Source organism: Poseidonibacter ostreae, assembly GCF_009208075.1.
In the GTDB taxonomy this organism is placed as follows: domain Bacteria; phylum Campylobacterota; class Campylobacteria; order Campylobacterales; family Arcobacteraceae; genus Poseidonibacter; species Poseidonibacter ostreae.
Map to the genome: position 1 here is coordinate 23,687 of NZ_WFKJ01000025.1, position 19,378 is coordinate 43,064.

Here is a 19,378-nt window from a genome sequence, read left to right on the forward strand (position 1 = left end):
CTTGAATTGGCGTGTATATTTCTTGACAAGTACTTGACACTTTAGAATTAAGGTATTATTTATAGGCAAAAAAAAAGCTTCTAGATAAAAGAACCTAAGTTCAAATATCTAGAAGCTTTTATGGCTCCGGCACCTGGATTCGAACCAGGGACCAAATGATTAACAGTCATCTACTCTACCACTGAGCTATGCCGGAATGTAAGTATAATTTCTAAATTTAAAAAGATGGCTCCGGCACCTGGATTCGAACCAGGGACCAAATGATTAACAGTCATCTACTCTACCACTGAGCTATGCCGGAATCTAATAAATTTATAAAACATTAAAAAGGTTAATGGCTCCGGCACCTGGATTCGAACCAGGGACCAAATGATTAACAGTCATCTACTCTACCACTGAGCTATGCCGGAATATTGATTCCTCTTTAATGGGGTGGAATTATAGTAAAAAATGTATAGTTTGTCAAGCAATTTTTGATTTTTTTTAGAAATTTAGAATTGAATGTTTTTTTTACTAATTTTTACTAGTTTTTAGAATATTTTTTTACTTTTAAGATTTTTAAATAGGAATAAAATTCCTATTTAAAAATTGATTATTTTTTAGAAACTCTTTGACATTCACTTACAAAGTGCTTTGCATTTTCAACTGGAACATCTGGTAAAATACCATGTCCTAAGTTAAAGATATGTCCCTCACCTTGCATAGTTTCTTGAATCTTTTCTACACATTTAGTAGTCTCTTCTTTAGAATAAAGTCTACATGGTTCCATATTTCCTTGAAGAACATACTTTTCACCAAGTTTTGCTTTTGCCATTGACATAGGTGTTCCCCAATCAACCCCAAATACATCAAAGTTTCCATATACTCCACCCATATTAATAAATGCAGATACGCCTTTAGGGAACATGATTATAGGAATATTAGGATATTTTGATTTGATATAATCAGCAATTTCCACCATATATTTCCACGAGAACTCATCATATTTACCTGGTTCAATAGCAGCTGCCCAAGAATCAAAGATTTGAACAACATCAGCACCCGCTTCAATTTGTTTTATCATATAGAATTTTACAACTTCAGTAACTTTTCTTAAAATTTTATGTAAAAGTTCAGGATTAGAATACATCATCTTTTTACAAAGATTATATGTTTTAGTTCCTTGTCCTTCAATCATATATGTCGCAAGCGTCCAAGGAGCACCTGTAAAACCAATAAGTGCTTTATCCTCTGGCAGTTGTTGCTTTAATAACTTAATAGTTTCATAAACATATGTAAGTTTATCAGCAGCAGCCTCTCCACCTAATAATGCATCCACATCAGCTTCGTTTACTATTGGATCTTTAAAAATAGGACCTTCACCTTTAATAAAATCTAAGTGCATTCCCATTTCATTTGGAATAACTAAAATATCACTAAATAAAATTGCAGCATCAACACCAACAATATCTAAAGGTTGAATAGTTACTTCAGCAGCTTTTTCTGGGTTATGACAAAGGTTTAGAAAATTTCCAGCTTCTGCACGAACTTTCATATATTCAGGTAAATATCTACCAGCTTGTCTCATCATCCAAACAGGAGTATAAGGAGTTTCTTTTCTTAAACATGCATCTACAAATATTTTTGACATTTTTATCCTTCTTCTTTAATCTATAAAATTTTTATTTTTTTCCGACTTTTCCTAAAAAGTAAAGTCCAATTGCAAGTACCATAATTGATAGTGCAAAATACAACATCTCTAAAGCACTTGTATATTTCATATGTAATACTCTTTGGAAAAATCCAACTACAAGTACCATAATAATTACTTTTGCTATTTTATCTTTTAATTGGTCTAGTGAAGAAATAGCAAGGATATTACTCCCTGTCTCTTTATTTTCAGCAACTTCAATTTTAGATATAAAAAGTTCATATATACCAAATGCAAAAATTAACATAACTATTGCAATAAGGTATAAATCAACAGCTCCAATTATTTTACTTACTATTACTTCATGAAAATCTTCTGGATGTAATCCATTTAAATATACGTTTAATGTATAAGATAAAACTTCGTAAATATCAACAGAGGCTACAATAAATAAAATTACTGAGCCTATAAGTCCAAAAACAACTGCAAGAAGAATAAATAATCTACTCTTCCACATAAGGTTTTCAAAAAGTTTTTCAATCATTAGATATCATTTTCCATTTCAATCCATTTTAATGCAATTCTAACTGAATTAGTTGCAGCTCCAACTCTTACTTGATCTGCTACATTGAAATAATGAACTATATTTGGAGCATATACATCTTTTCTAATTCTTCCAACATAAGTAATATCTGTATCAGTTGAAACAATTGGCATAGGGTATGCATTATTTTCTAAGTCATCAATAACTTCAACATTTTCAAACTCTTCTAATGCAGTTCTAACTTCACCTACACTTACCTCAACATCTTCATTAAATGTAACTGTAATTGATTCACTATGAGATCTTAAAACCGGAACCCTAACACAAGTAGCAGCAACTTGAATATTCTTTTTAAGAATTTTTTGAGTTTCATTTACCATTTTCATTTCTTCTTTAGTAAATCCATTCTCTTGTGCAACATCTATTTGAGGAATAACATTTAAAGCAATTTGGTGAGCAAATGCTTCTTTTTTAGCATCATCTAAATTAAATGCAAAAAATGCTTGCATTTGTTTAACTAACTCTTCCATACCAGCTTTTCCAGCACCTGAAACAGCTTGATAAGTTGAAACATCAACTCTTTTAATTCCATATAATTCATCTAAAGGTTTTAATGATAAAACCATTTGAATTGTTGAACAGTTTGGATTTGCAATAATTCCAGTTTCTCTCCAAAGTCTAATATCTTCTGGATTAACTTCTGGTACTACTAATGGAACTTTTGGATCCATTCTAAAATGACTTGTATTATCAATTACAACAGCCCCAGCTTCAACAGCATATTTTGCAAATTTTTCAGAAATAGAACCACCTGCAGAAAAGAAAGCAATATCAACTTCATTTTCTTCGAATGCAGTTTCAGTCAATTCTAAAACAGTATATTCTTTACCAATATACTCAATTTTACTTCCAGCACTATTAGCACTTGCTAATGGCACTATATTATTTACAGGAAAGTCATATGCTTCCATAACTCTAAAAAGTTCTTCACCTACTGCACCAGTTGCACCTACAACGGCAACATTAAATTTTCTCATTTATCTAGTCTTCCTCATTTTTTTCTATATCATCCATTAAAGATGGTTCGCTAATTTCAGTATTTTCAACAGTTGAAGATACTTGATCAGCACTTGATAATTCAATTTTTTCTGCTGGTATTATTTCACCATCTTCTGTATATCTAATAACATTTCCATTTTCATCAACTTCAATCTCTTCTGCCTCTTTTGGACACTTAGCAATTGAAACAACTTTATCACCTTTGTCAACATTAACAATAATAACTCCAGAAGTATTTCTTCCAGCTTTTCTAATTGTTTGCATATCAACTCTAATCATTTTCCCAATAGAAGTAAGTGCCATTAAGTCTTGAGTTTCATCAACTAAAACTTCTCCAACAACATTACCAGTTTTATTTGATAATTTCATTGATATAACTCCAGAACCTGCTCTGTTTGTTAACCTATATTCAGAAACTGTTGTTCTTTTTCCAATACCTTTTTCAGAAATTGGCAATAACTCTTGGTTTTCATCAGAGATTACATCAGCATCAACAACATAATCAGAATCATGTTTAAATTTAATACCTCTAACACCTCTTGTACTTCTACCTTGCTCTCTTGTTTTTTCTATATCAAATCTAATACATTGACCTAAAGATGTAAAAATCATTAAGAATTGTGACTCAACATCTGTAATTTTTGCAGTTACTACTTCATCTGCATCATCAAGAACAATAGCTCTCACACCATTTGATCTAATATTACTAAATTCAGATAAAGATGTTCTTTTTACAATACCATTCTTAGTAAAGAATGCTAAAGATTTAGACTCATCAAAATCAGTTGTTGGAATAATTTCCATGATTTTTTCATCATCTCGTAAGTTGATTAAGTTAACAACTGCTTTACCTTTTGCAGTTCTTGAACCTTCAGGGATTTTGTATACTTTTAACCAGTATAATTGACCCATATTTGTTACAAACATTAAAGTATCATGTGTATTTGATACAAAGAATCTTTCAATGAAGTCATCATCGTGAGTAGTAACAGCTGTTTTACCTTTACCACCACGTCTTTGTTTTTCATAAGATTTAATTGGTACTCTTTTTACATAACCATTATGAGTAATAGTAACTACCATTGGTTCATTAGGAATTAAATCTTCAATATCAATTTCATCATAAGAATCTTCAATATCTGTTCTTCTTTCAGATGCAAATTTATCTTGAACTTCAACTAACTCTTCTTTAATAATTTCATTTAATCTATCTTCAGATTTTAAAATTGCTTCAAGGTAATCAATTAATTCTAATAATTCTTGATATTCTGCTTCTAACTTATCTCTTTGAAGACCTGTAAGTCTTCCTAATCTCATATCTAAAATAGCTTGAGATTGAATATGGGATAAAGAGAATCTATTTTGTAATTTTTCTCTAGCATCTGCATCATTTGATGAAGACTTAATAATTTGAACAACTTCATCAATATTATCAAGTGCAATTTTAAGACCTTCAAGTATATGAGCTCTTGCTTTTGCTTTTTCTAATTCAAAGATAGTTCTTCTAATAATTACAGTTTTTCTATGTGATAAGAATACTGTTATTAATTCAGGTAATGTAAATACTCTTGGCTCTTTATTATGAACAGCTAAAAGAATAATTCCAAATGTATTTTCCATTGGAGTTGATTTATAAAGATTGTTTAAAACAATTTCACTCATTGCATCTTTTTTAAGCTCAATTACAACTCTAATTCCATCTCTATCAGATTCATCTCTTACTTCTGAAATTCCTTCAATTTGCTTATCTTTTGCTAAGTTTGCAATTTGTTCAATTAGTCTAGATTTATTTACTTGGTATGGTAATTCATCAAGAATAATTATTTCTTTTTTACCCTTAGTTTCAATATGATGTTTTGCTCTAATTCGAACTCGACCACGACCTGTATTATAAGCATCTATAATTCCACGTCTACCAAAAATTGTTCCACCTGTTGGGAAATCAGGTCCTTTAATAAATTCCATTAATTCATCAGCAGTAGCTTCTGGATTATCAACCATATGCAAAGTAGCTGCTAATAATTCATTTGAGTTATGAGGTGGTATTTTTGTAGCCATACCAACCGCAATTCCTTCAGAACCATTTAAAAGTAAAGTTGGAAGTCTAGTAGGCATAACTGATGGTTCTTTCATAGTATCATCATAGTTAGCTGTGAAGTTTACTGTATCTTTATCAAGATCTTTCATAACTTCTTCTGCTACTTTAGTCATTCTAGCTTCTGTATATCTCATTGCTGCTGCATTATCACCATCAACAGAACCAAAGTTCCCTTGACCGTCAATTAAAGGAGCTCTCATTGAGAAGTCTTGTGCTAATCTAACTAATGCATCATAAACAGAGTTATCACCATGAGGGTGATACTTACCAATAACATCTCCAACAATTCTTGCTGATTTCTTATAAGAAGATTTAGAGGTTATATTTAAATCATGCATAGCATATAAAATTCTTCTGTGTACGGGTTTTAATCCATCTCTTGCATCAGGTAATGCACGTCCGATTATTACACTCATTGAGTAATCTAAATAAGACGCTTTAACAGAGTCTTCAATATTTATATCAATAATATCTTGGTTTTCGAAAAGGTTTTCCATTAACAAAGGCCTTTGTTTTATAAAATTAAGTTATTTTATCTAAAAAGCGCTTAGCATAAGTTGTAAGAAAGATAATGCATAGAAAAATGCATAAAAAAAGGGTCTAAAGAAGACTTTAGACCCTTTAAATTAGAAGAAAACTACTTCGTTTTTTTATAAGTTACAATCATATTATAAAGTTCATCTTTAAGCTTTAGTTTTTCTTTCTTTTTAGTTTCAATTATTACATCATCTGTATGAGATTGAACTAGTTTTGTAATTTCATTATCTAAATCATTATGCTGATCAAATAGTCTATGAAAGTGCGCATCTTTCTGTTTTAATTCTGTTATTATTTCTCTATCTTCATGAAACATTTTTCTGTCCTATTCGTTTATTTTCTTATTTAATTATACTATTAATCTTCTTAAAATTATTTATATTAAGTTCTATAATCAGCATTAATTTCTACATACTTGTAGCCTAAATCACAACCATAAGCAGTAAAAGAGCTATCTCCTAAGCCAATGTCACAAATAACTTTATATTTATCATTTTTTAATACTTTTGAGGCTTTAGCTTCTTGAATTCCATCAAAACACAGTTCACCCTTATTATAAACAATAACATCATTATATGAAATCACTAAAGTCTCTTCATCACATGTAATTCTACTAGCTCCAATTGTTGAGGCAATTCTTCCAAAGTTTGGATCTTCTCCAAAAAGAGCAGTTTTTACAAGTAAAGAGTTTGATAAAGCTTTAGCTACAATTTGTGCTTCTTCAGTAGATATGGCATTAATAACTTCAAAAGCAACTGCTTTTTTAGCACCCTCACCATCTGCTACCATTAACATAGCCATATCATGCATTACTAATCTTAAAGCTTCTATAAATGCTTCTTTATCATATGCATTTGACTTTTTGTTTGCTAATAACATTACCGTATCATTTGTTGAAGTATCACCATCAACTGAAATTGCATTAAATGTAGTTTCACTATTTACAATTAAAGCTTCTTTCATATCTTTTGAGGGAACATTTGCATCAGTACAAATAAAACACAACATTGTTGCAAGATTTGGATTTATCATCCCTGCACCTTTTGAAACAGCTCCTATTTTAAAAGAACTTCCATCTTCTAAGTTTACTTGATACATACAAGTTTTTGCATATGCATCAGTTGTCATAATAGCTTTAGATAAATTCTCTCCTGAGCTTGCAGATAAATCAAAAGACTTTGCCCCAGCAACAATTTTTTCTATAGGTAATGGATTTCCAATAACTCCAGTTGAGCTCATAATTGGATTAATTAAGTCAAAAGGTAGTGAATTAAATATAGTATTTATATCTTCAATACCTTTTTTTCCAGTCATTGCATTTGCATTTTTTGAATTTATTAAAACAAAATTTGTTTTAAAATTTTCTTCATATTGTAAAAAATGTTTTAAGGGCGCTGCTTGAAATTTATTTTCTGTAAAAACAGCTTGAACATCACAAGGTGTTGAAGTGTAAATAAAACCTAAATCTTTATCTCCACTTGGTTTTAAACCTGCACTAATTCCATCGCAGTTAAAACCATCTATTTGATCAAGATAACCTTTTATAGGTAAAATTGTAAACATTATTTATATATCCTCTGGTTTAATAGTTAAATTAATAATTCTTTTAGATCTAGCAATACCTTTTTGAGAACCTACTAATAATAGTTTAGATTTTGCACTAATAACTATCGTTCCTTTTGGCATTTGGATAAATCTACCTTTTTCTTCTGTAATACCTATTACAGATACTTTTAATCTGTCTCTTAAGTGTAAATCTTTTATCTCTCTATTCACAGCCCATGAATCTTCATTTACAAAAATTTCTTCCATATCAATAGGAGTATCTCTTTTATATAAAAACTCATCAAGAACATTTTCCATATCTGGTCTAATTGCCATTGCTGAAACTCTCTTTGCCATTAAAGAAGGAGTTGCTACAACTTTATCAGCTCCTAGTTTTTTAAGTCTGATTTTTTCATTTTGTGTTTCAGCATTTGCTATGATTAAGAAAGGTTGTCTTCCTAACTCTTTTTCATATAATCTAACTGATGCAATTAAAGTAATATTATCAGAAATATTTTTTGATAAAGAGATTGCACCTTTTGCTGAAGATAAATGTGACTTTAAAAAAGCCAACTCTTTATATGGTTCTTCTTTTACAAAATAAGGATAGTCATTCTCTTTTGCTATCTGTTCAATGTTTTCACTTGGGTCTACTACAACAAAAGGAATATGATTCTCTCTAAATTGTTTAGCTAATTGAGCTGTATATTCGTTGTGATAAAAAATCACGAAATGTTTTCTTAATCTTGCAATTTTATAAAGCATATTTCTTTCCTTATACAAATCAATTAATCGTCCTTTTACTATTGCATCAATTAAAATAGCTGTTGATACAGTAAAAGTAGCAAATCCAAAAATGATTAATGTAATTGTAAAAAATCTACCTGCTGATGATATTTCTTTAATTTCTCCAAAACCTACAGTAGTAAAGGTAATACCAGTTTGATAAATAGCATCTAAAATAGGGAAATCATCGATAATAATATAGCCAAGTGTTCCTATCATCATGATAACTTGAACTAAAACAAGGGGTAGTCTAAATGGTCTTAATTGTGAGTAGATTACGGCATTTAAGTCGTATTCAGGCTTGGCTGTTCTTATTTCCCAGCCAAGAGCTTTTTTGATTCTTCGTAAGATGCTCATGAAAGCACTTTCACGAGCCTTCTATGAGTGTTTTTTAAGAGTTCTTAACTCTTTTGCAGAAATTCTAATTTTCTGAGTTGTACCATCTTCTAAAGTAACTCTTACAGTTCTTAAGTTTGGTAAAAATCTTTTTTTAGTTCTGTTTTTTGCGTGACTTACGTTGTTACCAACCATAGGTCCTTTTCCTGATATTGCACATCTTCTTGACATTTTTGTTCCTTCTATAGTGAAAAATATTTGCGTATTCTACCTAATTTATCTTAATTCTAATTTAAATATTATCAAGTACTCTGTTTAATTTATTCATATTTTTTAACAATTCATATTTCTTTGCAATTTTTCTATTAGCTTTTTGAATAAGCTTTAAATCTTCAGGTCTTGATAATAAAGCATCAAGTTTAAAAGAAGTAGATGGATCACTTGGATTTTCCATTGTTGCAAATACATCAATTAATTCAGAAGCAGGGTTAGATGTAGGCGTAAGAACTGCACATTTAAAGTACATTGCTTTTAAAACATTTGTAGCAAAACTTTTATTATTTGTAGGAAGAAGAAATATATCAGCAGCTAAAAATAGTTCATTTTCATTTTTATAATCTTCTAATAATAAAACTTCATCTCCAAAGTTATATTTTGATATTAAAAACTTAAGACTTGTTATCTGGTTTTTATCAGATGAAATGATTATTTGTTTATTCATAGAGTTTAAAGAAACAATAATATCAAAAAACTCTTTTACCCCAGATGTCTTTAAATTATTTGCAGTAAAGTAAATAATTTTTGGAGTTGAATCAATATCAAACTCTTTACATATTTTTTCTTTTATTTTTTTTGGTTTTTGATAATTTAATTTTATACTTGGATATATCACTTTGACTTTTTCATCTAAAATATCTATTTTTTCAAGAATATCATTTTTTTGCTTTTTACAATTTACAATAGTTTTTTTTGCATTTTTAATATTTAAGATTGAAGTATCATCCAATACTCCACTATGAAAATAAATATCAGCATACTCTTTTTTAGAAAAAGATAGTTTTTTAAACAAAGATTGCTTTTCTAAAACACTTATTCTTTCATCTTTTTCAAGCTCTTTAATTAAGTTTGTTTTTGACTTGTATGATATTGTGATTTTATTCATTTATTCTCTTTATTCGTGAAATGCATATATTGGATTTTTTGTGATTTTAATATCTTTTTCTAATAAATTTCCAAATTTATCATAAACTTTTGTAAAATCTGTTAATTCTATTTCTCTATTTGAACTTAACCAAATAATATCAAACTTTTTATTCTTTTTTTCACAGGTAATTACATATAAATCTTTTGAATTAGAAAACTTTATAAATTTTGAATCTTCAAGATGTAAATTAAAAGTATCATATACTTTTAATATATTTTTATCTTTTATAGAATCTTTTAAAAGAAAAATAGTATCAATTTTTCTTGAAGAATAAGCAATTAAAAGATGTTTGAAAAAGTTATTGATATTTTCATCATTAAATTTTTTATTTACTAAGTTAAAATCAAATAATAAATTATCATTTGAAACTCTTGAACTTAACATAGAGACAGAATATAACATATCTATTTTTTTAGCAAAATCAAAAATACGAAACTCTTTTATCTCAGGACTTTTATCTAAATTAAGAGTATAGTCTATCTTTGTTTTATCAAACAATAAAGAGTCTTTATCAAAAAAATATTTTATTTTATTTTTAAAATCAAAAGTATCAATATTTATACTTAAAATATTTTCATTTTGAGAATTTTTAAAAGAGTTTTGAAAGAAACTTTTATATTCTTCTTTTTTCCCTTTTAATAAATATGAAAACATAAATATTAATGGATAGATTAAAATTGTATGTATAGAGGATTTTAGTTTGTTTATTGACATTGTATAAATCTTTTATTTTTCTTGATAATATCAAATTATTATATAATTTCAAATTTAATTGATAGTATTTTTAATACAAAAAGAAATAATTATTCTAAATATAGAGATAAATATTTCTATTCCGATTATTTAATAATAGACTTATTATAAGCATGATGTGATTTTCTCCAACTATCATCAAATCTATTATGTGTAAATAATCCTTCACTTACACCTATTCTTTTTCAAAATAAAGTGAATATCCTGCTATTTTATAATATTCAGTGTGCTTTTCTAAACTAAACACTATTTAATATTGTTTAGGTAAAATATTATTTATTAATACTCTTTTGCCCACAGGATTTTTCTTTGCATTTAATTACCATAATTAAAAATATTTCAAGAATAGATTATATAAACTATTTAATTTTATTTTATGCATTCTTACTACCATTATCATTAGATATAACAAGAACAATTTCCATTATCTTAATAATACTTTGGATTAGTGGAAAAGATAGATTTGAGACCTCTATTCCAAAACCACTTATAATATTTTTAGCTTTTATAGGAATTTCTTTTATCTCTTATTTTTGGAGTGATTCAACCTTTCAAGAAGTTTTCAAATATATCAAAAGATATTGGTATTTTTTTCCAGCTTTTATTATTTATAAATACATAAAAAAAGTATATATAGAATATGCAATAAGTACTTTTCTACTAGGTATGTTCGTAAGTGAAATGATATCATTTAGTATTTATTTTCATATAATAAGTCCTTTTGGTTTAGCTAATACAACTACACCATCACCATTTATGCAGCATACAATGTATAGTATATTTCTAGCAGCTACTTCAATATTTTTACTAGGAAGACTTTTGTATGAAAAAAATATTAAATATCAGATAGTATATTTTTTATTTTTTTTAAGTGTAGCGATTAATTTATTTATAAATACAGGAAGAACAGGTCAGATTGCATTTTTTGGTGCATTAATAATACTTTTTATATACAAATATAAACTACGTATTAAAAGTATTTTTCTTTCTTTTTTGACTATTATTTTTATACTTTTTGCAGCATACAACTTTTCACCTAATTTTGAAAATAGAATGAATCAAACTGAACAAAGTGTTAATAAAATGCTAAAAAAAGATGATTATTCTACATCTTTTGGAATTAGAGCTGCTTTTTGGATTATTAGTAAAGAGATGTTTCTAGATTCACCTATATTAGGAGTTGGAACGGCTAATCATCTAAGTAAAATGAAAATAACTATAGAGGAAAAACTACCACACTTAAAAATTAATAAAGGATATCTTCATTTCCATAATCAATACTTAGAAGTTTTAGTTCAACTTGGAATTATAGGATTATTTATATTTTTATTATTTTTATATAGTATTATTAAAATAAAAATTTTAAATTATGAAATTCACTTGCTAAAAATTGGTTTTATTTCAGTATTTATTTTAGGTATGATAACAGATAATATTTTATGGCTTAATATGACTATCATGTTATTCTCATTTATTTTAGGTTTACTTCTTGCACAAAATAAATATGAACAGAAAAGATTAAAAGAGGAAAATTAATATGGTCATTATAAGAATAATTGGAGGATTAGGTAATCAAATGTTTCAATATGCATATGCAAAAGCATTACAAAAAAAAGGATATAATGTAAAAATTGATATTACTGCATTTGAGACATACAAATTACATGGTGGGTACCAACTTAACAAATTTGATTTAGATTTAAAAGAAGCGACGAAGGAAGAGATTAAATCATTTTATAAAAAAGATATTATTTCTCAAATATTAAATAGATTAAATATCAAACATACAATAATTAAAGAAAAGGGATTATCTTTTAAGAGAAGACTTTTAAAACCAAGTGATAATACATATATACAAGGTTATTTTCAATCTGAAAAGTACTTATCAGATATTACTAATATTAATGAAATTTTTACAATTAATAATCCAATATCAAACTACTCTAATGAAATTAAAAAAGACATATTAGATTCTAATAATAGCTGTTCAATACATATAAGAAGAGGTGATTATATAAATGATCCTATATTTGAAGTATGTGAAATAGATTATTATGAAAAAACAATGAAGTTTATGGAAGAAAAAATTGGGAATATAACCTATTTTGTATTTTCCAATGATATAAAATGGGTGAAAGAAAATATAAAAGCAAAAAATATAATCTATATAAATTCAGATGAGCCAAGGATTCCACATGAAGACATATTATTAATGTCTTTATGTAAGAATAATATAATTGCAAATAGTAGTTTTAGTTGGTGGGGAGCATATTTAAATCAAAATAAAGAAAAACTAATAATTGCACCTAAAAAATGGTTTAAAACTGCAAAAAAAATAAAACAATCAAAAGATTTAGTACCAAAAAGTTGGATTAGATTATAATTTTAGAAATACTTAATTAAATTTATTTTATCTCTCGTTCTTAACTTAATATGTTTAAAAAGGTTCATCTTTTTGTACTCATTATAAAGTTTGAAACCAAAGATATTTAAATCTTTTTTATAAATCCAAAATAATAAATTTGCACAAGACTTTTCAAGTTCTACTTGATTATAAATCTTAGTTGTTTTATTTTCTTCTAAAATATTTTCCAAGTTTTTATTTAATTCCTTAAAAGAATCAATACTTTTAAATTTATTATCATGGTAAAATAATTCATCACTAATTATATTAAAATCATTTAAAGAGGATTTTATTACTTCAACAATATAAAAATTTAATATATCTTTCTTTTTTATACTATTGTTATTATGTTTTCGATAATGAATTAATAACATATCTAAATTAATTAATTTTGAAACTTTACTAATTCTTCTCCATAAATCTAAATCTTCAGCCATACGTAAAGACTCATTAAAGAATAAATTATGCTCATGAATAAGCTTTTTTCTTAGCATTACACTAGAACAAGCAATAGAATTTGAGAAAAGGATATTTGCTTTTATGTGTTCAAAAGATGATGATAACTTTCTTAGTTTTCTTTTTGTAAAAAAGCCATAATTAGTAAAGCTTTCATAGTGACCACCAGCTAATCCATAATCTTTATTATTCTCTAAAAATTCTACTTGTTTTTCAATTCTATATAAAGGACTAATATCATCTGCATCCATAAATGCTATATATTTTCCTTTTGCAATTTTCATTCCTCTATTTCTTGTTGCGCTAACTCCTATATTTTTTTCATTAGGTTTATAATTAATTTTTGTTGATTTATTTTTCATTTTATTGATTACATTAATACTGTTATCTGTTGAACCATCATCTAATATTATTAATTCAATATTTTTATATGTTTGTTCTATTATGGAATTAATAGCTTCTTCTAAATATTTTTCACCATTAAATACTGGCATAATAACTGACACAAGTGGATTATTTAGATTCAAAGTTATTCCTTTATCAAACTTATTAATGACTTATAAATATAATCTTCATTAAATTTATTTATCAGTTCTTTTTTTATTTCAATTTTTTTATTTAAAGCCTCGTCAATTTTAAGAGCCAATTTTTTTGAATCACCTACAGGAACAAGCCATTTAGATAAATTCTCAGTTAAAATTTCTTTGGGTCCTGTTGGGCAATCTGTACTGATGACTGGTGTATTTAATATAAGTGATTCAATTACTACTGTTGGTAAACCTTCTCTACTAGAAGAAAGTACCAAGAGTTTTGCATTATTTATATACTTATATGGGTTTTTTTTAAAACCCGTAATAATAACTCTTTTTTCAAGTTTTCTATTCTTAATCATCTGAGATAATTCTTGGTTATATTCTGCTAATATCAATAATTTAATATTTGTATTCTTTAAAAGCTTGAAAGAATCTAGCAAGATATCATATCTTTTTTCTTTCCTAAATGCAGAAGGTGAAATGATATAGTCAAATTCATAACGAATATCCTCTTCTCCTTTTTTTATAATATCTATAAAATCAAATGGATTGTAAATTGTTTGTATCGTTTTTGGTTTAATATCTAAAGATATGAAATCATCTTTCATTTCATTGCTTATTGTAATTAAATTTTCATTATTATATAAATACTTGTAAAGCTTTATTTTTTTATTTGCAAGTTTTTTTGAAAAGGCTTCTATTTCAGCTTTATATGATGTATGAATAACAAAATATTTATTATTATGCTTTAACTCTTTTACTGTTCTATCTGATCTTGGAAGATTTGATAGAACTAAATCAAAGTCACCAAATAATTTCATTTTAGACGCTAAGATTTTAGCATAAAGTTTATATCCAAGTTTTCCAAATAATTTAAATTTATTTTTTTTATTAGTTAATGGAATAACTGGAAATCCTAAATTTTCTGTGTTATAAGATTTTATGTCCTCTAATAAAAATAAAACAACTTTATTACTTTTTTTATGAAATAGTTTTGCTTGTGTAAGTGCTATTTTTTCACCTCCACTTCCAGCTAAATTAGTTACTACTACAGCTATTCTTTTATTCATATAAGTAGTTTCATTTTTAATTTTTTTTCTAATTTCTCAGATAAATTTTCAATTCTAAAACTTTTGTTATCAAAATCATTTTTTTCTAAATTAAAAATTCTTTTTATTTTTTTCTCATTTTCAAACTTTTCTAAGATTCTATTATAATTTGTATTATCAGTATTTAGATTATTACTTATTGTAAATACAGGTTTTAATGAAGTAATAGCTTCACTAATCATTGAAGCACTCTCTTCTGTAACAAATATAAACTTAGATAATCCAAGAAATGACAATAAAACTTTTTCTTCTTTTTTATTAAAAGAAACAAAATATGTACAATAATCAAATAGTTCTTTTTCTAATTTGTTCTCAATATCTAGTGAAGTCCTTCTAGATGTTGTAATAAGCCATTTTATATTTTTTTCTTTTGATACTTTTTTTACAAAGTAAATAAGTTTGTTATAAAACTCTTCATCATATTTGTATCCACTTCCATCTCCACCAATTAACAATGCGTAGTGAATAATTTTTTTATCAATGATATTGGCTTTTAGAAACTCTTCAGATTTTTTCTTTAAACTATCTTCATTAATTATACTAGGAGCAACGTCAAGTATAATTTGATTTTTATATCCTAAATCAATTACAGTAGTAATACAAAAGAATAATTCTTCTTTTAAACCTCTTAGCGCACCATTTAGAATATTTTTTGAATTATATGCTTTACTTAACCATACATTTAAATTTGCAGTATTTCCACCCGTTGAAATTATCAAGTCAGGTTTTGATAAAGGTAAATTATATTTTTTAAAAAATAGAGATAAATATTTTAAATTGAATCTATTAGTAAAAAAAAATGTAAACTTATTTAATAAAAATTTTAAAAACTTTCTACTTATTTTATTTTTTATTTCTACTTCAATAAATTCTATATTAGAATTTGGATAAATATTTTTTAAAGCAACTAATAAACCTTCTGTTTGATTATAATGTCCTGGTTTATCATCTCTTATAATTAAAATATTCACGTTAAAACCTTCTCATAAATATTAATAGTTTCATTAGTCATATACTTTGTAGTAAATTTTTCTTGTGATTGTTTATAAATTGGCTTAAAATAAGAATTAGTTTTTTCATAATCATTTTTTATATCATTAATTTTAAGAGCTAATGCCTTATTGTTATCATATTCAATAATAAAATCACTTCCTATTATATCTTTAATATCTGAAACATCAGTAGAAATGATAGGTGTTTGGCAAGATAATGTCTCTATTAAAGTATAAGGAAATCCTTCTTTTTGTGACGTCATTACAAATAAGTTACTACTTTTTATTATTTCTTTTGCTTTTAAATTATTTAAATTTCCTGTAAAGGTAATGTTTTTATCTAAAGATAAACGAGTAGCTAGTTTTTTTAATTTACTTTCTTCTTTCCCCTCACCAACCAAAATTAAATGAACATTGTCGGTATACTTTAAAGAAGAAATTAATACATCAAATCTTTTAACAAAACTTAATCTACCAACAGAACAAATAATGAATTTTTCTTTAGGAATATTATATTTATCATATAAATTAATATTATTTATATTTTCTAGTTTGATCCCATTATAAATTGTAGTTTTATTTTTAATATTCAAATTTTCTGCAATTTTATTTGATACGGAAATAACATAATCTGATTTATAAAATGATGATAAGTTTTTTTTATAACTATGAAGAGTAGATACAATTTTTGAGTTAATAAACATTTTTAATTTAACAACTATTGAAGTAGCTTTATTAGCTTGAGAGTGAATAATATCAAATTTTTCTTCTCTTAAAATTTCATATAATTTGTACAACATAAATATATTATTTCTACTTTTTGTTAAATCAAATGATATAAATCTAATTCCATCAAATTCGCTTTTGAATTTTTCATGTGCAATTACTGTAATATCAAAATTTCTTTTTTTTAATTCTTTCGATAATTCTATAGTGTGTTTTTCCAAACCACCATCTTCATTACCAGCAAGGACTTGACAAATTTTCATTTATTAACTCCTCTTAATCCTCTTTTAATTTTGATTTTAAATGCAAATATATTATCTTTACCACTAATTGTAACTCTTTTCAATTCAAAAAGAGTTTTATTTTTTAAATCATCAATTCCTTTTTCAGTTGTAGTTGCATTTGTATAAGCGACTTCTCTTACAATGCTAACATCTTCCTTATCATAAATTCCAAAAGGATAACAAAAAGAATTACACTTTATGTTGAACTCTTTTTCAATCTCTTTTTTTGAATTAAATATTTCATGCTCTTTTTCTATTTTAGATAAAGAAGATAAATTATCATGAGTCATTGTATGAGAACCAATTTCTATTAATCCTGATTCAATTAATTCTTTTACTTGATTATTTGATAATTTACTTTCTCTTTTAAGTTCACCAGAACTATTTTTCTTTTTTCTTTTTGAAGACCACTCTCTGTCATGTCTATCAACAACTAAATATATTGTTGCTTTTGCATTATATTTTTTTAATATTGGTAAAGCATTAGTATAATTATCTTCATATCCATCATCGAAAGTAATTGCAATTGACTTTTCAGGCAAATTATCTTTATTTAATATTAATTCATTCATTGTAAAAAAGGTCCAATTGTCATCATTTAAAAACTTAATTTGTTTTTCAAATTCTAAAGGAGACACTCTTAAACCATTGAATTTAGTACCTTTTTTATGTTCACTTATCATATGATACATAAGAACTCTTGGATAGGAGAAAGAAACACTCTTTGTCCACCAAGCATATTTATAAGAATAATAAATAAAAATAAGAACAAGAATTAAAAATAACCATTCCAAGCTAAATTACCTTTTTATAAACATCTAAAGTTTTATCTAACATATTATTCAAAGAAAAACTATTAGAAATATAATTATATCCATCAAAACTTAAGCTTTTTGATTTTACTATTTTCTTAGCTAATTCTTTTTCATCTCCCACTTCAAAGAAGAAGCCATTTTCATTTTCAATTATTATATCTTTTACACCACCATGATTTGTAGCAACAACAGGAGTATTTAGAGCAATTGATTCAGCAACAGCACGGCCAAAACTCTCTGCTTTCTTTGAAGAGCTTACAACTACATTACTTAATGCATATATTTCTGCTATTTTATTTTGACTTCCTGTAAAAATGATATTTTCTTCTAAATTATATTCTTTAATTAGTTTTTTTAATGAAGATAAATAATCTTCTTTATCACTTCTTACTCCACCTACTATTAGAGCTTTTACATTATGATTTTCTTTTTTTATAATAGAGATAGCCTTTATAAATGTTTCATAATCTTTTAATTGAGTTATTCTTCCTACAGTTGAAACAATAAATTTGTTTTCTAAATCATATTTATTTTTAAAATCTTTTATAAAAGCATTATCAATATTTGATAAGTTAAATAATTCTAAATCAATTCCTCTAGGAATTACTGCTATTATTTCATCTTTTGTTTGATAATTTTTTTGAATATACTCTTTAATACTATTACTTACGCAAATAACTGCATTTGATTTTGTCATTATTTTACTATAAGAACTAACTGAATTAAAGCCATGTACGGTACTTACAACTTTGATATTTAAACTTTTATTTGCAAAATATACTAACCATGCAGGAACTCTACTTCTTACATGTAAAATATCTGGATTTAACTCTTTTAATATATTTCTTAATTTAAAAACTCTTGAAATTGAAGTAAAAATATTTTTACTACATACATCAAAAGTTATATGTTTACCACCATCTAAATCAATTTGATTTGATAGTTTACCTCCATTACTAATAACAATAGATTCAATATCTAATTTTGAATACTCACGGTTAAGTTCAACAACACCACGTTCAACTCCACCTTCATTAAGTTCAGGAAGTAACTGTATTACTTTCATGTTTTTTATAATTTCCAATCAGGATTAGGAACTATTCCTTTAACATCAGTTATTAAAACTTCACCATTAATAATACCTTCATACTGTTCTTGAGTGATTTCTTTAAACTTATCATGTCCAACTGCTACAATTATTGCTTCATATTTTTTATCATTTTCTAAAGGATTATTAACAAAGTTATAATCATAATAATCTTTATCTTTTTCATCTATCCATGGTTCATATACATCTATTTTTGCACCATATTCTTGTAATTCATGAATAATATCAACTACTTTTGTATTTCTTATATCTGGGCAGTTTTCTTTAAAAGTTAAACCCATTACTAAAATATTAGCATCTTTAATAAGCTTACCTTTTTTAATCATTAGTTTTATAGTCTTTTCAGCTATATATTTACCCATACCATTATTGATTTGTCTTGCACCTAAAATTAGATTTGGTTTATATCCTAATTCTTCTGCTTTAAAAGTAAGATAATATGGATCTACACCAATACAG

Annotated in this window: 19 protein-coding genes and 3 tRNA genes; 2 read left to right on the plus strand and 20 right to left on the minus strand. The window is 26.0% G+C overall.

The features are described from left to right. Positions 1 to 121: 121 nt before the first annotated feature. The 13 genes from GBG18_RS09005 to GBG18_RS09065 all read right to left on the minus strand — a co-directional run bounded on the left by GBG18_RS09005 (position 122) and on the right by GBG18_RS09065 (position 10,453). Positions 122 to 196: transfer RNA gene (locus GBG18_RS09005), tRNA-Asn, on the minus strand. 30 nt (positions 197 to 226) lie between these two features. Next, a tRNA-Asn gene (locus GBG18_RS09010) sits at positions 227 to 301 on the minus strand. A gap of 34 nt (positions 302 to 335) precedes the next feature. After that, a tRNA-Asn gene (locus tag GBG18_RS09015) sits at positions 336 to 410 on the minus strand. 182 nt (positions 411 to 592) lie between these two features. Then, positions 593 to 1,630, minus strand: coding sequence for a uroporphyrinogen decarboxylase (hemE, locus tag GBG18_RS09020; RefSeq protein ID WP_152190366.1), 1,038 nt, complete (start codon positions 1,628 to 1,630; stop codon positions 593 to 595). A 31-nt stretch (positions 1,631 to 1,661) separates the two neighbouring features. After that, a complete protein-coding gene (locus GBG18_RS09025; protein ID WP_193311106.1) occupies positions 1,662 to 2,174 on the minus strand; it encodes a YqhA family protein in 513 nt (170 codons plus the stop codon). Beyond that, positions 2,174 to 3,211 carry an aspartate-semialdehyde dehydrogenase gene (locus GBG18_RS09030; protein WP_152190368.1) on the minus strand — a complete coding sequence of 346 codons (1,038 nt, stop codon included), beginning with the start codon at positions 3,209 to 3,211 and terminating at the stop codon, positions 2,174 to 2,176. The genes GBG18_RS09025 and GBG18_RS09030 overlap by 1 nt, the downstream gene beginning before the upstream one ends. A 4-nt stretch (positions 3,212 to 3,215) precedes the next feature. Next, positions 3,216 to 5,828, minus strand: coding sequence for a DNA gyrase subunit A (gyrA, locus tag GBG18_RS09035; RefSeq protein ID WP_152190369.1), 2,613 nt, complete (start codon positions 5,826 to 5,828; stop codon positions 3,216 to 3,218). A gap of 140 nt (positions 5,829 to 5,968) precedes the next feature. Continuing rightward, positions 5,969 to 6,184, minus strand: a complete 216-nt coding sequence (locus GBG18_RS09040; RefSeq protein ID WP_152190371.1) for an HP1242/YdcH family protein — start codon at positions 6,182 to 6,184, stop codon at positions 5,969 to 5,971. Positions 6,185 to 6,249: 65 nt separating this feature from the next. Next, positions 6,250 to 7,431 (minus strand): bifunctional glutamate N-acetyltransferase/amino-acid acetyltransferase ArgJ, encoded by a 1,182-nt coding sequence (argJ, locus tag GBG18_RS09045; RefSeq protein WP_152190373.1) that lies wholly within the window; start codon positions 7,429 to 7,431, stop codon positions 6,250 to 6,252. 3 nt (positions 7,432 to 7,434) lie between these two features. Beyond that, on the minus strand, positions 7,435 to 8,556 hold the full coding sequence (locus GBG18_RS09050; RefSeq protein ID WP_152190374.1) for a potassium channel family protein: 1,122 nt from the start codon (positions 8,554 to 8,556) through the stop codon (positions 7,435 to 7,437). 21 nt (positions 8,557 to 8,577) lie between these two features. After that, positions 8,578 to 8,766, minus strand: coding sequence for a 50S ribosomal protein L28 (gene rpmB / locus GBG18_RS09055; protein ID WP_076087535.1), 189 nt, complete (start codon positions 8,764 to 8,766; stop codon positions 8,578 to 8,580). A gap of 61 nt (positions 8,767 to 8,827) precedes the next feature. After that, positions 8,828 to 9,697, minus strand: a complete 870-nt coding sequence (locus GBG18_RS09060; RefSeq protein ID WP_152190376.1) for a glycosyltransferase — start codon at positions 9,695 to 9,697, stop codon at positions 8,828 to 8,830. Positions 9,698 to 9,706: 9 nt separating this feature from the next. After that, on the minus strand, positions 9,707 to 10,453 hold the full coding sequence (locus GBG18_RS09065) for a hypothetical protein (RefSeq protein ID WP_152190378.1): 747 nt from the start codon (positions 10,451 to 10,453) through the stop codon (positions 9,707 to 9,709). A gap of 348 nt (positions 10,454 to 10,801) precedes the next feature. Between GBG18_RS09065 and GBG18_RS09070 the strand changes: the two genes are divergently transcribed. Together GBG18_RS09070 and GBG18_RS09075 are read left to right on the plus strand one after the other, a co-directional pair. Beyond that, a complete protein-coding gene (locus GBG18_RS09070) occupies positions 10,802 to 12,028 on the plus strand; it encodes an O-antigen ligase family protein (RefSeq protein WP_152190380.1) in 1,227 nt (408 codons plus the stop codon). A gap of 1 nt (position 12,029) precedes the next feature. Next, positions 12,030 to 12,875 (plus strand): alpha-1,2-fucosyltransferase, encoded by an 846-nt coding sequence (locus GBG18_RS09075; protein WP_152190382.1) that lies wholly within the window; start codon positions 12,030 to 12,032, stop codon positions 12,873 to 12,875. A 2-nt stretch (positions 12,876 to 12,877) separates the two neighbouring features. Here the strand turns inward: GBG18_RS09075 and GBG18_RS09080 are convergent, their stop codons facing one another. The 7 genes from GBG18_RS09080 to GBG18_RS09110 all read right to left on the minus strand — a co-directional run. Further along, a complete protein-coding gene (locus GBG18_RS09080; RefSeq protein WP_152190384.1) occupies positions 12,878 to 13,879 on the minus strand; it encodes a glycosyltransferase family 2 protein in 1,002 nt (333 codons plus the stop codon). Between the two features lie 2 nt (positions 13,880 to 13,881). After that, a complete protein-coding gene (locus GBG18_RS09085) occupies positions 13,882 to 14,955 on the minus strand; it encodes a glycosyltransferase (RefSeq protein ID WP_152190386.1) in 1,074 nt (357 codons plus the stop codon). After that, positions 14,952 to 15,965, minus strand: a complete 1,014-nt coding sequence (locus GBG18_RS09090; protein WP_152190388.1) for an ELM1/GtrOC1 family putative glycosyltransferase — start codon at positions 15,963 to 15,965, stop codon at positions 14,952 to 14,954. The genes GBG18_RS09085 and GBG18_RS09090 overlap by 4 nt, the downstream gene beginning before the upstream one ends. Beyond that, a complete protein-coding gene (locus GBG18_RS09095; protein ID WP_152190390.1) occupies positions 15,962 to 16,975 on the minus strand; it encodes a glycosyltransferase in 1,014 nt (337 codons plus the stop codon). The genes GBG18_RS09090 and GBG18_RS09095 overlap by 4 nt, the downstream gene beginning before the upstream one ends. Further along, positions 16,972 to 17,790, minus strand: coding sequence for a polysaccharide deacetylase family protein (locus GBG18_RS09100; protein ID WP_152190392.1), 819 nt, complete (start codon positions 17,788 to 17,790; stop codon positions 16,972 to 16,974). The genes GBG18_RS09095 and GBG18_RS09100 overlap by 4 nt, the downstream gene beginning before the upstream one ends. Before the next feature lies 1 nt (position 17,791). Further along, positions 17,792 to 18,877 carry a glycosyltransferase family 4 protein gene (locus tag GBG18_RS09105; RefSeq protein ID WP_152190393.1) on the minus strand — a complete coding sequence of 362 codons (1,086 nt, stop codon included), beginning with the start codon at positions 18,875 to 18,877 and terminating at the stop codon, positions 17,792 to 17,794. Between the two features lie 5 nt (positions 18,878 to 18,882). Then, the coding region (locus tag GBG18_RS09110) for a UDP binding domain-containing protein (RefSeq protein ID WP_304621419.1) at positions 18,883 to 19,378 on the minus strand (496 nt) is incomplete at its 5' end.

Coding starts and splice junctions, on each gene's coding strand:
- hemE (WP_152190366.1), bottom strand. CDS start 1,630: ATGTCAAAAATATTTGTAGATGCATGTTTAAGAAAAGAAACTCCTTAT.
- GBG18_RS09025 (WP_193311106.1), bottom strand. CDS start 2,174: ATGATTGAAAAACTTTTTGAAAACCTTATGTGGAAGAGTAGATTATTT.
- GBG18_RS09030 (WP_152190368.1), bottom strand. CDS start 3,211: ATGAGAAAATTTAATGTTGCCGTTGTAGGTGCAACTGGTGCAGTAGGT.
- gyrA (WP_152190369.1), bottom strand. CDS start 5,828: ATGGAAAACCTTTTCGAAAACCAAGATATTATTGATATAAATATTGAA.
- GBG18_RS09040 (WP_152190371.1), bottom strand. CDS start 6,184: ATGTTTCATGAAGATAGAGAAATAATAACAGAATTAAAACAGAAAGAT.
- argJ (WP_152190373.1), bottom strand. CDS start 7,431: ATGTTTACAATTTTACCTATAAAAGGTTATCTTGATCAAATAGATGGT.
- GBG18_RS09050 (WP_152190374.1), bottom strand. CDS start 8,556: ATGAGCATCTTACGAAGAATCAAAAAAGCTCTTGGCTGGGAAATAAGA.
- rpmB (WP_076087535.1), bottom strand. CDS start 8,766: ATGTCAAGAAGATGTGCAATATCAGGAAAAGGACCTATGGTTGGTAAC.
- GBG18_RS09060 (WP_152190376.1), bottom strand. CDS start 9,697: ATGAATAAAATCACAATATCATACAAGTCAAAAACAAACTTAATTAAA.
- GBG18_RS09065 (WP_152190378.1), bottom strand. CDS start 10,453: ATGTCAATAAACAAACTAAAATCCTCTATACATACAATTTTAATCTAT.
- GBG18_RS09075 (WP_152190382.1), top strand. CDS start 12,030: ATGGTCATTATAAGAATAATTGGAGGATTAGGTAATCAAATGTTTCAA.
- GBG18_RS09085 (WP_152190386.1), bottom strand. CDS start 14,955: ATGAATAAAAGAATAGCTGTAGTAGTAACTAATTTAGCTGGAAGTGGA.
- GBG18_RS09095 (WP_152190390.1), bottom strand. CDS start 16,975: ATGAAAATTTGTCAAGTCCTTGCTGGTAATGAAGATGGTGGTTTGGAA.
- GBG18_RS09105 (WP_152190393.1), bottom strand. CDS start 18,877: ATGAAAGTAATACAGTTACTTCCTGAACTTAATGAAGGTGGAGTTGAA.